Here is a 14,863-nt window from a genome sequence, read left to right on the forward strand (position 1 = left end):
GCGATCGTTAATCGCGGGTCAATATCCCGATAAGTGAACAGGCGTTACAGGTCAGTGGGCGGCGCGGTTGCGCAGGTTTTCGCGTACGCGCTTGGCGACGAGCACGGCGAGGTAGTCATGGATCCGCGCGCCCTCGCTGTATTGCGCGAGCGTTTCCTCGTACAGCCGCGATACGGTTTCAGGGGGGACGCGGGTTTCCGCCGCAATGGATTGGACCATTTCTGCGACGTCGATCTGGGCCATGAAGGTTCTCCGGAATGAACACGCGGACGCCCATTTAAATCCGATAAAATCCCGGCCGCCAATTGAATCGAGCAATCGCGCGCGGCCGGCTTTGCCTGCCGCGCTATCCGGTTCAGGGCGGGATGCCCGGCGTGCGCGGCCTCACCCGCCCAGCCGGTCGCCGTCGATGGGTCGGCCGGGCTGTGCGTTTGCCGCCCCGGGCTGGGACGCTCCCCGGTGCAGGACGAACATCGCGATGGCCAGGCACGTCCAGAACGCACTCAAGGCGATCGGGGTGTCGAACGGCAACAGCGTGGTGGCGGCAAGCGCCATGCCGAGCATCAGGTAGTAGGTCACGCCGAACAGTGCCCCGGCGCGTCCGAGGCTCGCGCCGTAGTGGCGCAGCGCGGGCGCCAGGAGGTTCGGAATGGCGAGACCGAATCCCGCGAATACCGGCAGCGCGGTCGCGGCCCACAGCGCGCCGGGGCGTGTCGACACGAACCCGCAGGCCAGTTGGCCGACTACTCCGAGCAGTACGAAGATCAGGCCGAGCCGCACTCGGCGATCCGGGTCGATCCCGCCGGGCAGCCGACGGTTCCAGGCCGCGCCTGCGCTGCCCGCGAACGCCACGGCGAGCCCGACCCAGCCGAAGCCGAGACCGGGCAGTTCGCCGACCATGAACGGGCCGGCCGCGTAGAACGAGAAAACCAGCGTATTGAGGCCCGCGACCAGCGCCGCCGCGCGCCACAAGGCGGAATCGCCCGCCATGCGCAGCGCCAGCTGTTTCAGCGGCGTCGGGATCGGGGTGTCGGGCCGGGTTTCGTCCAGCCAGCGCGCGCCCGACAGCATCAGGCACAGCACCAGCGCCGCGATGGCCCACAGCACGCCCGGATAACCCTGCCGGTCGGACAGCCATTGTCCGGCCAGCGGGCCCACGGCGGGCGACCATGCCAGCACGATGCCGAGCGTGACGAAATACTGCGTCAGCGCAGGGCCGCTCAGGCGGTCGCGCAGGATCGTCTGGGTGGTGATCGAGCAGGTCGCCATGCCGAGCGCCTGGACGAAGCGGCCGAGCAGCAGCCATTCGTAGCGCGCGGCGACGAGCGCGATCAAGGTGCCGGCCAGTGCCAGCGCGAGACCGGACAGCAGCGCGGGACGTCGCCCCCAGCGATCCGACACCTGCCCCCAAAGCAGGACGCCCGCGGAAAAGCCGAGGAAGAACACGCTCATCACCCATTGCGTGTGAGCCGGGTCCAGGCGCCACGCGTGAGCGAGGTCCGGCAAGGCGGGCGCAAGGATGGTCTCCGCGATCTGCGGCAGCGCGAGCCACGCGATGACGAGCCATTTAGGCGGCAGTGTGGGGTTGAGGCTGGGTCGAGACGGTTGCATGGCGCTTCTCTTTGGTGCGATTCGAGTCGGGAAGGCCGGTAGCGTAGCCGCTGCGCGAAAGTTAAAATCACGCGACTCAGGCAAAAAACATCGCAAGACAGCCATGCCGTATTACGCGCCCGACGCCGTGGTCGATCCCGATCTCGCGACGTGCCCGATCGTCGGGCTCGCGGTGGACACGCATGGGCACGGCTCGGACTGGCACACGCATCGGCGCACGCAGTTGCTTTATCAGGCGGCGGGCGCGGTGACGTTGTATACGGGCGATCGGGTCGGACAGCTGGCGCCGTCGCAGGCCGTGTGGCTGCCCGCCGGGCTGCGGCATCGAACCACGATGCACGGCACCTTCATGTATCGAAGCCTCTATTTCGATGTCGAGACGTATCGCGGCTTGCCGACCTTCCCCGCCATCATCGAAATCAATGCGCTTGCGCGCGAGCTGATACTCCGCGTGACGGGATGGGCGGCCGACGCCATGCTGACGCCCGCGAAGCGACGCCTCGTCGCCACTCTGCTCGACGAACTCGCGGCCGCCCACCGTGCGCCGCTGCATCTGCCGATGCCGCGCGACAAACGCTTGGCGGCGGTATCGCAGGCGCTGCTCGACGAGCCTGCCTTGCCGCTGTCGCTTCACGAGTGGGGCGAGCGGGTCGGGGCGAGCGAGCGGACCCTGGCCCGGGCCTTCGTGCGGGAAACCGGGATGACGTTCGCGCAGTGGCGCACGCAATGTCGTCTGGTGGTGGCGCAGTCGCGATTGGCGGAAGGCGAATCGGTGACGGCCGTGGCGCACGGCGTCGGTTATGCCAGCGACAGCGCGTTCATTGCGATGTATCGGCGGGTGTATGGGGTGTCGCCGGGGAAGTGGGTGCGCGGGGCTGGGTGATGTATGCGCGGGGCGGTATCGCTTTCGGGTACTGACCGGGGAGTCGAGCCGCAGTCGCATGGACCTCCCCTCGAATGCAGCAATGACATCGTCGGGCAGCAGAGTATCGAAACCTTGCGCTGTGTAAGTCGAGACCTGATCTATCTATCAGCGTCAAATCAGATCTGATATTGGTTGGACGTTGGCTCATCAAAGACTGTGATTGACCCCGTTGTGGTCCTTCGATCAGGCGCGACGCAATGGCGATCCCAATAGCCATTAGCGCGGCCAGGTCGAGCCAGCATATGCACTTCCGTTACGCACTCTTATCTTTAGTAGTTTTCTTCAAGGCGATATTAATTACCAGCTTTCGATCATCATACATGGGTGACTCCGCTTTAGTTGCCGCCAATACCCGCGCCGTCGAATCCGCCGATGCGAATTCGATGAACGCAAAGCCTTTTGCAATAGTTTTCGCACGTGGAATTCTAAGATCAACAATGTCACCAAATTCTGAAAATATGTCAAATAACTTCTGATTACTGGTGTCGGGAGGAAGATTTCCGATATAAAGCCGATGAAATTGTATTTGACCTTCGTCAACCGTCGCTGCGCTTGCGCGTGCCATTGCATCGCCTGCATCCTGGATTGTTGCTTTATGCTGCGCCACAGGGATACCAATCCGATAACGCGGGTATTCTTTGTACGGCATTTTCTTTTTTCTCGCGAGCTTCTGTGCCACAGCGCGTTCGACCTCATTCTGTAGAATTCCCAGTTTCATTAATGAATCGATCAGCTTACGATAATCCTCTGTATCTACAATCCCGACAGCATCCCAGACATTCGCGGCGGAGAAAATTCGCCCTCCTTGTCCCATCAAAACAATCGCTTTCTGTTTTCGATCAAGTTCATATGCGTCGAACTGGCTTAGCCAAAGCATATCCTTTGGGGAATACATTGCTTTATTGGATAAAGTAATTCCGAAGCCGTCAGCGGAACTTGAAAGCTTCGGAGGGGCTAATTCGTTACTATGCATGAGGTCATATATTCGCCTCATTCCTTCACCTAACTCGCGCATGTATCCCAATTCGCGCAAAACTCGAGCAACATATGTATTGCGAGACTGGTGGACCCCCTTCCTATCAACTATATCTTCCAATCTGATGGTAGTGAGCAAGGCGCCTGGATTCCGGATCTCTAAATTATTATCAAATATGTATATTTCAGTTCCGCGCCCCTCGTCGGAATAGTCCCTGTGAGCAATTGAATTAAGGACCGCCTCTCGGCACGCCAACTCAGGATATATTGCCCTCTGTTCGAAGCGTGCATGCTTGTCGATTTTTGTTTGAACCAAATATGGGCGCAGTGCCTCCCATGCAGAATCAACTAATCCTAAAATATTTCCGTGAGTAATTTGATCAGAAACAACATTGTACTCCTCGCCAGTTTTAATTTCATCACCATCTACTTTCAGTATCCTTACTTGAAGGCGGGGATGCCATTTATTCGGGTCTTTTGCAAACAGAAGCAATGCCGCTCGCCTATATCGAAGTTGAGACATTCCGTATTCAGCCAGCTCTAAATACTGAAGGCATTTTTCCGACGACATACCTTTAAGCACTTGATCGGCCACAGCACGAACTAAATCCAGATCGAGATCATCGGCGGTAACGCCGTCGACGAACTGGCGATCATATTCCCTTGAAGTTTTCTCTTTTCTGTCAAATTGAATTATTTCTGCGGCCACGGGAACAGACTCTAAATCGCGTCTTTGCAAACAACGGCCATCCGACGTTACGTGGACAAAATCCGTGCTTTTGGGAACTGAAAAATACAGGATGTCTTTTCCATCAACCTGTATCTTCTGCCGCTTAACAGACGGCAAAGGAGTGTTCTTATGTATTCTTTCCGTCGATGCATTTTCCAAAATACTCCATTCTTTCGGTGAGAAGCCAGGCAGACCTGTGACATCACCGTTATCCTCAACGCCAACGAGTAGTTCCCCACCATCGGCATTGGCAAACGCAACTAAGGTCTGTGCAATATCCGTAGCGACGTCCTTAGCTGGGCGCTTTCCTTTCTCGCCCGGGCGCCCCTCGAGTGCGCTCTTAAATTCCCTAAAGTGGCTCTCGCCAAGCTCAATTGCTGTTTTTGCTCTTTCGACAGTTGCAATCACGCTCATTTTGGTCTCCGTTTTACCCAAATCTTCAAGCGATCCGTGTAGCGGCCCCACAACTATCTACAGGCGCATAAGATCACACTCCGTTTTCTTTCGCCAAAGCGAAACGTCGTATTCAAGGCGATGCGCGAGTTGGAGCAACAACAGTCATCGGGCAGCAGTGAAGATCTGCTCCCACTGCGTAGCCGGCGTTTAGGTGCCATTCCTCCCTCTTTTGCGAACGGCGGGAGATGACCTAACTAAGCCATACGATTTGTCACTGTCAGCTTGGTCTAGCCCAGCCTCATACACTTCCGCCATATGACCTTTGCTTTCAGTCCACCACATCGGCGCGTCGTCCTGGTTCGCTCCATCGGCACCAAACGTGCGGCCGGCTTGCCCGCCTTCAAAATCACGATTTCCCGCCACCTGCCGCCGCGTCGACCAAGCATAAAAACCGGGTCTTTGCTCACGGATATCGATAGTCCGCATCCCTCAAGCTAAACCCAGCCAATCCCCTCCCCCGCCTCACTCCTCCCCATCCACCCCGAACAACTTCAACAACTCCCGCACCTTCGCCCCCAGTTCCACATTCACCTTCACCGACCGCTGCTCCGACACCGACCCATCCGGCTTCTCGTCGCGCTTGCGCTCGATCGTCACGCTGCCCTTGCTGGTCGCGAGCAGCAGCAGCCCGAACACGAGCGCGTTCTGCAGCACGTCCGCGCCTTCGAGAAACGCGAGCTGGCCGGCCTGCCCGACCGCCGCCTCGGTCTGCGCGCGCAGCGCATCGTCGTCCGCCGCACGCGCGAGCACCGCGCGCGCGAACGCGTCGACCTCCTGCCCCGAATCGGCGAGTTCGCCGATCAAGGCCTGTGCCCGCGCATAAGCATCGGCATCGACCCGTTCGCGCAGGCGCGCGTCGGCGTCCTGCGCGTCGTCGAGTGCGAGCGTGTCGATCGACAGCGCATACAGCGCCTCGATCACGGCATGGCCCGGCAGGCTGCTGATGGTGTGTTGGAGCGTCATCGAATCATTCCTTGTGTCTGTCTAATGGAGAAGCGTCAATCAAACCCATCGATCGGTTACAGCGTGGCCAGCCCGAACACGCTCAGCGAGCGCGCGATCCAGCGCGGCATGCCGTCGCGCTCGCGCGCGTCCGCCAGCCGCGTGACGAGTTCGGCGAGCGTGGCGGACGGCTCGTTCAGCCACGCGTCGAACAGCGTCGCCGACAACGGCTGGACATCGTTCATCAGTACCGGCCACTGCGGCGCGACGTAAACCAGCGTGCCCGCCAGCAGCATCGCGCGCTCGATGCCGAGCCGCTCGCGCGCCTCGGAAAAGATCGCCTGTCCGGAATCGCAGGCGCCCGAGACCACCACCTTCGGCGCATGCCGCAGCGTGGCGAGCGCGCCCCAGTCGAGCAGATGCCGCACCAGTGCCTCCGGATGGCGCGGCAGCGTCTTGGACGGCGGCAGATTGCCGTCGTGCGCGACCAGCAGTTCCGCGGTGTGCTCGGACACGCGGCCGTGGCAGGCGATCCGCGCCGCGTCGCTCGCAGCAAGCCCCGCGAGAATCGCCGGGCCGGTCGCCTCCGCGCCCGTCGCGCCGCGCCACGCGATCGCGTGCGCGTCACAGCTCGCATGCCAGCGCCGCGACGCCGCCGTGATCGCATCGATCGACTCGGGCAAGTCGCCGATGCGCCAGACCGCCGCGTCGAACACGCTGCGCGGCCGCCAGCCCGGCCTCACCCCCGCCGCGCGCGCCGCATGCTGCAGCCCCGCGTAGGCGAGCAGCGACGGCGCGAACGTGATCGATTGCCCCGCGGGCGCGGCCAGTGTGACGGGCGCCGTCGGCAAGCGACCGGAACTCCAGATCACGCGCGGCCTGCCGAGCGACACGAGCAGCCCGTACAGCGCCGCGTCGAGCTCCGGCCAGCCGCGCACGGTCGAGAGCGCGCCGGGCGCGGGGCGCATCATCGCGAACGGCAGCCTGAAGTGCAGCCGCCTGGCCACCTCGTGCCAGACCGCGGTCGGCAACGGGAAATCCACGACCCGCGACGTGAGGGCCGCGCCCTCGCGCTGCGTGACGATGAACGTCAGCCCACGCCCCCGTTCGACCGGCTGCACGATCACGGTGTCGTCGGATAGCCACCCGGCGAGCACGGCTTCGTCGAGCCGGTCGCACAGGCTGTCGATATCGTCGAAGCCCGCGCCCGAGCGTTGGCAGATCCGCTGCGACAGCACGAGCGACGATTGCAGATCCCCGAGCGCGCGCTGCATCGTCGCCTCCGTGCCGGACGTCGGGGCGTCGCCCGCTTCGCCGACATGGTGCGCGGCCCAATCCACGATCGGCTGCAAGGGGGCCAGCGCGTGATGCGGATCCGCCTGCGGATCGAGCACCGCGGCGAGCCGGATCACCTGGTCCAGCCCTTCGAGCGCATCGTCGGCCGCCGCATCGGCCTCGCCGCCGCCATAGCGCGCGAGATGGTAGCGCGCGGACGCATGAAGCGGCGTCGACAGATCGGACCAGCGCGCGAGATACGCGCGCGCGAAGTCCAGCACGTCGGCTTGCGATGCGCGCGCGATCGGCAGGGTCAGCAGTTTCGACAGGATCAGCGAGGCGGTCGGGTACTGGAGCAGGTCGATGTCGTCGTAATAGGCCACCAGCACCTCGACGTCCTGATCGTAGTCCGCCCGCTGCGCGTCGTCCGCCGCCCCGTCACGCAGCATCAATGCCGCGATGCCGCGGCACAGCAGGTCGTCGTCGCGGCTCGCCGACGCATGGATCGCGCGCACGATCGCTTCCGCCGTCGCGCGGTCCTTCGCCGTGTCGCGCGCGTCGAGCTGTCCGGCGATCCCGAGCCCGATCTGGCGGCGGGTCGGCAAGGCCCAGCCGTCGACCGGCACGCGCGCGACCAGTTGGTCCACCGTGCGCCGCATCACCGTCTCGTCCCGCTGAATCGACAGCACGGAGAGCCGGCTGTTCTGGACTTGCAGCCATTCCTCGCTCGTGGTCACCGCGGCCAGCGCGTCGAGAATCCGCATGGCCTCGCTCAAGTGGTTGCTTTCGCGCAGCGCGATCGCGCGGTTGCGCTCGTTGACGCGGACGTCCGCGTCGCGCAGGTCATCGCCAATCAACGCGCGGCACGCGTCATAGGTCGCGAGCGCGGCGGCGCTCTGCCCCGCATAGCGCTGCGCGTTGCCGTATTCGGTCAGGAATGCGGCGCGGGTCTCGACGCGCAGGCTCTCCCAGGCCTCGCCGAGCGCGGCGCGCGCGCCGTCGAGCGTGGCCGGCGTCATCTTCACTTCGCCCATCTGGTGCAGCAGCCGAACGGCGTCGCACAGCAGCAGGATCAGTTCGTCCGCCCTGCCCGCGGCCAGCAGTCGCGCAGCGCCGGCTTCGGCGATACGCATCAGGTCGTGAGGCGTCGTGACGCCGTGCAGGTACTCGCGACACACGCCATGAAGCTGGTCGATCTCCACCTCGGCGATCACCTTCAGGAGCGTGGTCAGCGCATCGTCCGCGAAACGCAGCGGGAGCGCCGCGCGCGCACTGCTTTCGTCGAAGACGCGCAGCACCGAGAGGCCCGCGACCGACAGCGCGGTCCGCCCATCCTCCGCCGGCTCGGACGCGAGCTTCAGCACGGCGGCCAGCACCTGGTCGAAGCTCAGCGTGCGCCGCGCGAACGCGAGCGGCACGTGTTCGGCCGGGTCTTCGCGTTGGGCCTGGGTCAGCATCAGCTGGTACGCGACATAGGCCTCGCTCCACTGCACCACGCGCGGGTTGGGAAACGGCAGGCCGTCGTACTGCGCCGCATGCACGCCCTCGTAGGCGGCGATCGCGCGGCAGCCGTCGTAGTGCGCACGATCGTAGTGGACCATGCACGGGCCGAAGGCCTCGGCGATCTTCTCGCCGAAGGCGGCGAGCGTGGCGGGAATCAGCAGCTTTGGACGCGCCAGCACCTCGGGCAAGGGCGTGGTCCAGCGATGATCGGCGCGCGCGCAAAGGCCGAGCGCATACACGAGCACGCTGATTTCCAGCATGTCGGCGCGCGCGCGTTCGCGCCCTTCGTCGGTCATCAGCGGCGCGGCCTCGTCGGGCGGCAGATACGGCCGATCCCGCAGGTCCTCGCGGCCCGCCGCGACGGAGATCTGCACGTAGCCCGCCAGGATGCTCCATACCGCCGCCTGGAAGCGCGCCCCGATCAGATCCGGTTCGTTCAGGAAGCGCTGCATGAGGGCGGCGCGCCGCGCCGGATCGCCGGCGGCTGCCTTGAGCTGGTTGAGCAAAGCCACCTGGCCTTCGCAGCACCAGCGCAGCAGATGGGTCCGCCAGGCCCGCGCGTCCGCCATGACCTCGATCGCCGTGATTGGCCGCCCGAGGAGCGCGGTGAGCGTGCATGCGAGCGTGGCCGCGTCGATCTCCGCCGTCGCGCCCGGGTGGACCGCGGCCGATTCGCTGTCGCTTGGCGCGAATACGCTGGCGAAGCCGTGCCGCCCGAACTCGCCGCAGCGCGGACAGCGCCACCAGCCGGCGCCGCGCCCGGCGAACGCGTCGAACGGCGCCGCGTTGGCGGGAAAGTCGCAGATGATCAGCCCGACCCCGTTCATGTCGGGCATCGCGGCGACGTATTGACAATGCGCGCACGTCAACGGCGCGCGCCCGGGTTGAAGAAATGGTTGGTCCACGCGTGTTCCCCGAAGTTGATCGATGAGTCGATTCGGTTTCGTCTTGGCGACGCGCTGGCAGGCGCATCGCGATCTTCAGCGCACGCAGAGTATGGATAAATCGTCTGGCGATTGCCAGTGCTCACGGCGATTTTTCATGCCTTTTTCGTGCATGTCTGTTTCAGCCCATTTCAGCCGTTTTCCCGACGTTTTCCTGCGACGCACCTGAAGCACACGTTTGCACGCAATCGCCCGTGCATCGGGCGTCGCGCGGTCACAACCCCCGATGAAGACAAGCGACACTTGACGATTGACCCTGGCACGATTTGCCGATACCTTATGCGCCATGGTCAACCCTGAATTCCTTCATCCCGGTACGCTGATCCGCCAGGTCTGCCTTGCGCGCTTCAACCTGAGCGTGACCGAAGGCGCGCGCGTGCTCGGCGTCAGCCGACAGGCGCTGACCAACCTGCTGACCGGCAAGGCCGGCATCTCGCCCGAGATGGCGCTCCGGCTCGACAAGGCCTTCGGCGGCGGCGCGGAGACGTGGCTGCAACGCCAGCTGCTGCACGATCTCGCGAAGGCGCGCCTGCGGCTCGACGAACTGCAGGTCGTGCAGATGGTGCCCGAGCAGCAGCCCGGGCTGTTCTGAGCAACCGGCATGACGAGCGCGCCGAATCCGCCTGGCTGCTCGCCCGCCCGATTCGCGGGCATCATGACGGTCGCCCCCGCCACCCCGCCTCGACCGTTCATTCCGCCGCCGTGAGCAGCCAGACCAATTTCCGCGTCATCGCCGCCGTCGTCGCCAGCGCCCTGTTCATGCAGAACCTCGACAGCACGGTCGTCGCCACCGCGTTGCCGAGCATCGCGCGCGACCTGCACGTGAACGTGGTGTTTCTCAGCAGCACCATCACCGCCTACCTCATCGCGCTGACCGTGTTCATCCCGGTCAGCGGCTGGATCGCCGACCGGCTCGGCGCGAAGCGCGTGTTCGTCGCGGCGATCGCGCTGTTCACCGTGTCGTCGGTGCTGTGCGCGGCCGCGCACGACCTGCCCGCGCTGCTCGCCGCGCGCGTCCTGCAAGGCGCGAGCGGCGCGCTGATGGTGCCGGTCGGACGCTTGATCCTGTTCCGCGGCGTGCAGCGCAGCGAGATGCTCGCGGCCACGACCTGGCTCACCATGCCCGCGCTGCTCGGGCCGCTGCTGGGCCCGCCGCTCGGCGGTTTCCTGAGCGACGCGCTGTCGTGGCGCGCCGTGTTCTGGATCAACGTGCCGGTCGGCGTGCTCGGCTGCGCGCTCGCCGCGTGGCTGATCCCGGCCGGCGAGCGCGCGCCGGCGCGGCCGGCCGACCTGCGCGGCCTGCTGCTGGTCGGCGCGGCGCTGACCACGCTGATGCTCGGCGTCGAGACGATCGGGCGCGGCCTCGCGCCCGCGTGGCTGCCGCCCGCGGGTATCGCCGCCGGCGTCGCGCTCGGCTGGCTCGGCGCGCGGCATTGCCTGCGCACGCCCCATCCGGCCGTCGACCTGTCCTTGCTGCGGATCCCGACCTTTCACGCGGCGACCGTCGCGGGCAGCCTGTTCCGCGCCGGCGCGGGTGCGCTGCCGTTCCTCGTGCCGCTGACGCTGCAGGTCGGCTTCGGCGCGAGCGCGTCGCGCAGCGGGCTGATCTCGCTCGCGAGCGCGCTCGGCTCGCTGTGCATGCGCCCGCTGACGCGCATCGCGCTGCGCTGGCTGACGATGCGCGCGGTGCTGATCACGGGCAGCCTGTCGTTCGCGGCGATGCTCGCGACCTGCGCGACCCTGTCGTCCGGCTGGCCGGCCGCGGCGATCTTCGCGCTGCTGCTGGCGGGCGGCCTGAGCCGCTCGCTGAGCTTCGCGTCGCTCGGCGCGCTGGTGTTCGCCGACGTGCCCCCCGCGCAGCTGTCCGCCGCGACTTCGTTCCAGGGCACCGCGCAGCAACTGACCAAGGCGGTCGGTGTCGCGCTCGCGGCCGGCTCGCTGCACCTGACGATGCTCGCGGGCGGGCGCGCGCAGCCCGCGCATGCGGATTTCGCCTGGGCATTCGCCGCGCTCGCCGTGGTGGTGCTGGCCTCGTGGCCGATGTTCGCGGCGCTGCCCGCCGACGCGGGCGCGGGCCTCGACGGACCACGGCGCGGGGCCTCGGCCTGACGGCGGCGGCGGGAGGGGTGCATGGGTGCATGGGTGCATGGGCGCGCCGCGCGCACCCGCCGCCGGGCAACCCGCCTCGCCCATGACGCGCCCGCCCGATTCCTCGGTCACGCATTCTCGCGGCTCAGGCAAGGGCTTCGGCACGTCTCTTATCGACCAGCGTCGGCACGCCCTTCGTCGTTCCTGTTGCGCCCCCTCGACCGTCGCATCCGACCGCAGCGTGCGCGGCCGCAGCGCTAACGCAACATGTCTTGCATCGGCCCGGCGATCGTGCGTCGCCACCGTTCCGATGCCGCCCCCTTGACCATCATGAGCGGTCGCGGCATTAACGCAACACGCCTTTCATCGACCCGGCGGCCATGCGTCCATCACCGCTCCGACCTCGTCCCCTCGACCACCGCGCGCGGCCGCAGCGACTGCCCCGTCGCCTCATCCACGACGTGCCATCCTTGCTCGGCCAGTTCGTCGCGCAAGGCATCGGCGCGCGCCCAGTCGCGGGCCGCTCGGGCCGCGATCCGCGCCTCGGCCAGCGCGCGGATCGCCTCGGGCGCGACGGCCCCGACCGGCCGCCGCGTGCCGAGCCCAAGCCCCAGCACCATATCGAAGCGATCGAAGCTCGCGCGGCGCACCGCTTCCGGCAAATCGCCGCGCGCGACCGACCACGCCTGGGCAAGCGCGCGCGGCAGGTTCAGATCCTGGTCCAGTTCCGCGCCGAAGCGCGCCACCGCCGCCGGATCGGCCTCGCCGCCCTCGGGCCAGCTCGCGTACAGCGCGCGCAGCCGGTCGAGCGCCGCCTGCGCGGCATCGAGCGCATCCCAGGTGAAGCGCAACGGGCTTCGATAATGCGCGGTCAGGCACAGATAGCGGTACGCGAGCGGATCGATCCCGCGCGCCACGAGCGTTTGCAGGCGCAGGAACGCCCCGCCCGACTTCGACATCTTCTCCGCGTCCAGCGTGAGGAACTGGCCGTGCAGCCAGAAATTGGCGAGGCGCGTGCCGTACGCGGCCTGGGTCTGCGCGATCTCGTTGCTGTGGTGGACCGCGACGTGATCCTCCCCCCCGCAATGGAGATCGAACCACGGGCCGAGATAACGCGCCGACATCGCCGAGCATTCGATATGCCAGCCCGGAAAACCACGACCCCACGGGCTGTCCCATTCCATCTGCCGGCGCGCGTCGGGCGGGCTGAACTTCCACAGCGCGAAGTCGGTCGGCAGCCGCTTGTCGCCGAGCGCGACGCGCTTGCCCGGCTGCAGGCCGGCCCGGTCGAGCCGCGCGAGGAAGCCATAGTCGGGCTGACGCGCGGTGTCGAAGTACAGGCCGTCGCTCGTCCGGTAGGTGTAGCCGTTGCGCTCCAGCGTGGCGATGAAGTCGATCTGCTCGGCGATGTGGTCGGTCGCGCGGCACCAGACCGCCGGTTCGAGCAGGTTCAACGCGCGCCAGTCCGCGAAAAACGCCTGCGTGTAGCGCTCCGCGATCACCCACGCGGATTCGCCGGTGCGCCGGCTGCCCTTTTCCATCTTGTCCTCGCCCTCGTCCGTGTCGGACACGAGGTGGCCGACGTCGGTGATGTTCACGACATGCCGCACCGCGTGGCCGTGCCATTCGAGCGCGCGCCGCAGCACGTCCTCGAACACGTAGGTGCGCAGGTTGCCGATATGCGCATGGTCGTACACGGTCGGACCGCAGCAATACAGGCCGACGGCGTCGGGCTGCAGCGGTTCGAACGGGCGCACGGTGCGCGACCAGGTGTCGTAGAGGGCAAGCGGCATGAACGGTTCCGGTGAGGGCGGCGGAGCCGAATCGGCAGTCCGCGCGCCAAAAACAAAAAGGCCACCGGTTTTTCAACAGGTGGCCAGTGGGCGCTTCGTCAGGATCGCGCGAATCGACGCGCTACACGCAGCCTCCCCCCGGCCGGCTCGGACAGCAGGCAAGCGCGACGGCGGTGACGAACGGGAGGGTGTGCATGAACGGCATCGTAGCGGCTGGCGGCGCGACGGTCAACGCATGGACAAGCACCGCCGCGCGTGGTCAGATGATGGCCCCACAATCGAAGGAGCGCCGCCATGAGCCGCCCCGACTGCATCCGCCACTGGACCGAACTCGAAGATCCGGACCGCGCACACTATCCCGACTCCAGCGAGCGGATGGGCATCAACGCCCCGCTCGCCCGCAAGCTCGGGCTCACACGCATCGGCATCCACCACCAACGCCTGCTGCCCGGCCGCCGGACCTCGTACCCTCACGCGGAAAGCACCGAGGAGGAATTCGTCTACGTGCTGGAAGGCACGCCCGACGTCTGGCTCGACGGCCACCTGTACCGGCTCGCGCCCGGCGACGCGGTGGGTTTTCCGGCCGGCACCGGCCAGTGCCACACGTTCATCAACAACAGCGAAGAGGAAGTGCGCCTGATGGTGATCGGCGAGCGGCCGAGGGACGACAACCGGATCCGCTATCCGCGCAACGAAACCTACGAGGCCACCCGCGCGGACCGCTGGACCGACTGGCCCGCGCGTCCGCTCGGCCCGCATGACGGGCGGCCGGACCGCGAGCCGTCGTAGGCGCGAGGCGGAATCAGGCCGCCGGCCGCGTCGCCGCGAGGAACAGGATCGGCGGGCGCCGGCAATCGGCTTCGAGGTCCGGGCGCACCGCGAGCGCATCGGACACGGGCGCGGGTTCGCCGAGGTGGGTCAGCACGAAGCCGGCCTTCAGCAGCGTGTTCACGTAGGTTTCGACCGTGCGGTGGTACTTGATCACGCCGTCGACGAACCAGCGCGTGTCGCGCCGCCCTTCCTGCCGATAGCGGTCGACCGGCCAGTGCTGCCTGCGGCCTTCCTCGTCGCGCACCCAGCCGCTCGGATACGCGGTGCAGATCGGGTGCTCGACCGAGAACACGAGCCGCCCGTTCGAGCGCAGCGCGTCGCGGATCCGCTCGATCACCTCGACGTAATGTTCGACATAGTGCAGCGCGAGCGACGAGACGACGAGGTCGAACGCGCGCGGCGACGGTTGGTAGGTTTCGATCGAGCGCTGCAGATAGACGATTTCGTCATCGTCGGTGCGCGCGCGCGCTTCGTCGAGCATGCGCGACGAGACGTCGACGCCCGTCACCGACGCGGCGCCGTGCGCGCGCGCATAGCGCGCGAATTCGCCGAAGCCGCAGCCGAGGTCCAGCACGTGCAGGCCCGTCAGGTTCGGCAGCAGGCGCCGCAGCGCCGGAACTTCCAGCGCGCCGTTCAGGCCGCTGTCCTCGTCGCGCAGATCGCGGTAGCGCTCGAAGAAGGAAGCGTCGTCGTAGATGTTCTGTGGGGGATGCGAAAAATGGATGCTGGGATCGCTGCTCACGATGAACGCTCCTTGACCTAGGCGCTGTCCGGCGCAACGGGCGGCGGG

The 14,863-nt window shown here is 66.2% G+C and carries 12 protein-coding genes; 4 read left to right on the forward strand and 8 right to left on the reverse strand.

What is annotated here, in order from left to right; all coding sequences use genetic code 11:
- Positions 1 to 51: 51 nt before the first annotated feature.
- The gene (locus tag AC1RQF_RS10220) at positions 52 to 243 is read right to left on the reverse strand and encodes a DUF3562 domain-containing protein (RefSeq protein ID WP_274003178.1); all 192 of its coding nucleotides are present in this window, start codon (positions 241 to 243) and stop codon (positions 52 to 54) included.
- 141 nt (positions 244 to 384) lie between these two features.
- Complete coding sequence (locus AC1RQF_RS10225; protein WP_492871949.1) at positions 385 to 1,611, reverse strand: multidrug effflux MFS transporter; 1,227 nt, start codon at positions 1,609 to 1,611, stop codon at positions 385 to 387.
- Here AC1RQF_RS10225 and AC1RQF_RS10230 point away from each other — a divergent pair.
- Positions 1,610 to 2,494: an AraC family transcriptional regulator gene (locus AC1RQF_RS10230; RefSeq protein WP_492871950.1), complete on the forward strand. Its 885-nt coding sequence runs from the start codon at positions 1,610 to 1,612 to the stop codon at positions 2,492 to 2,494. The two genes, AC1RQF_RS10225 and AC1RQF_RS10230, sit on opposite strands and share 2 nt — an antisense overlap.
- A 295-nt stretch (positions 2,495 to 2,789) precedes the next feature.
- On the opposite strand, the gene AC1RQF_RS10235 is transcribed toward AC1RQF_RS10230, so the two are convergent.
- The 4 genes from AC1RQF_RS10235 to AC1RQF_RS10250 all read right to left on the reverse strand — a co-directional run bounded on the left by AC1RQF_RS10235 (position 2,790) and on the right by AC1RQF_RS10250 (position 9,655).
- The gene (locus tag AC1RQF_RS10235) at positions 2,790 to 4,655 is read right to left on the reverse strand and encodes an ATP-binding protein (RefSeq protein WP_492871951.1); all 1,866 of its coding nucleotides are present in this window, start codon (positions 4,653 to 4,655) and stop codon (positions 2,790 to 2,792) included.
- A gap of 504 nt (positions 4,656 to 5,159) precedes the next feature.
- Complete coding sequence (locus tag AC1RQF_RS10240; protein WP_274003189.1) at positions 5,160 to 5,660, reverse strand: hypothetical protein; 501 nt, start codon at positions 5,658 to 5,660, stop codon at positions 5,160 to 5,162.
- Positions 5,661 to 5,716: 56 nt separating this feature from the next.
- Positions 5,717 to 9,244: a CHAT domain-containing protein gene (locus tag AC1RQF_RS10245; protein WP_492871952.1), complete on the reverse strand. Its 3,528-nt coding sequence runs from the start codon at positions 9,242 to 9,244 to the stop codon at positions 5,717 to 5,719.
- A 153-nt stretch (positions 9,245 to 9,397) separates the two neighbouring features.
- Positions 9,398 to 9,655, reverse strand: a complete 258-nt coding sequence (locus AC1RQF_RS10250) for a hypothetical protein (RefSeq protein WP_492871953.1) — start codon at positions 9,653 to 9,655, stop codon at positions 9,398 to 9,400.
- Between AC1RQF_RS10250 and AC1RQF_RS10255 the strand changes: the two genes are divergently transcribed.
- A complete protein-coding gene (locus AC1RQF_RS10255) occupies positions 9,648 to 9,953 on the forward strand; it encodes a HigA family addiction module antitoxin (protein WP_274003193.1) in 306 nt (101 codons plus the stop codon). The two genes, AC1RQF_RS10250 and AC1RQF_RS10255, sit on opposite strands and share 8 nt — an antisense overlap.
- 110 nt (positions 9,954 to 10,063) lie before the next feature.
- Entirely contained in the window at positions 10,064 to 11,470 is a 1,407-nt protein-coding gene (locus AC1RQF_RS10260) for an MFS transporter (protein WP_492871954.1), read from the forward strand.
- Between the two features lie 368 nt (positions 11,471 to 11,838).
- On the opposite strand, the gene cysS is transcribed toward AC1RQF_RS10260, so the two are convergent.
- Positions 11,839 to 13,242 carry a cysteine--tRNA ligase gene (cysS, locus tag AC1RQF_RS10265; RefSeq protein WP_492871955.1) on the reverse strand — a complete coding sequence of 468 codons (1,404 nt, stop codon included), beginning with the start codon at positions 13,240 to 13,242 and terminating at the stop codon, positions 11,839 to 11,841.
- 294 nt (positions 13,243 to 13,536) lie between these two features.
- Between cysS and AC1RQF_RS10270 the strand changes: the two genes are divergently transcribed.
- Positions 13,537 to 14,031 carry a cupin domain-containing protein gene (locus tag AC1RQF_RS10270; protein WP_274003196.1) on the forward strand — a complete coding sequence of 165 codons (495 nt, stop codon included), beginning with the start codon at positions 13,537 to 13,539 and terminating at the stop codon, positions 14,029 to 14,031.
- A gap of 13 nt (positions 14,032 to 14,044) precedes the next feature.
- On the opposite strand, the gene AC1RQF_RS10275 is transcribed toward AC1RQF_RS10270, so the two are convergent.
- On the reverse strand, positions 14,045 to 14,815 hold the full coding sequence (locus AC1RQF_RS10275) for a class I SAM-dependent methyltransferase (RefSeq protein WP_274003198.1): 771 nt from the start codon (positions 14,813 to 14,815) through the stop codon (positions 14,045 to 14,047).
- Between the last annotated feature and the right edge of the window lie 48 nt (positions 14,816 to 14,863).

Source organism: Burkholderia sp. GW821-FHT14F03 (assembly GCF_058803765.1).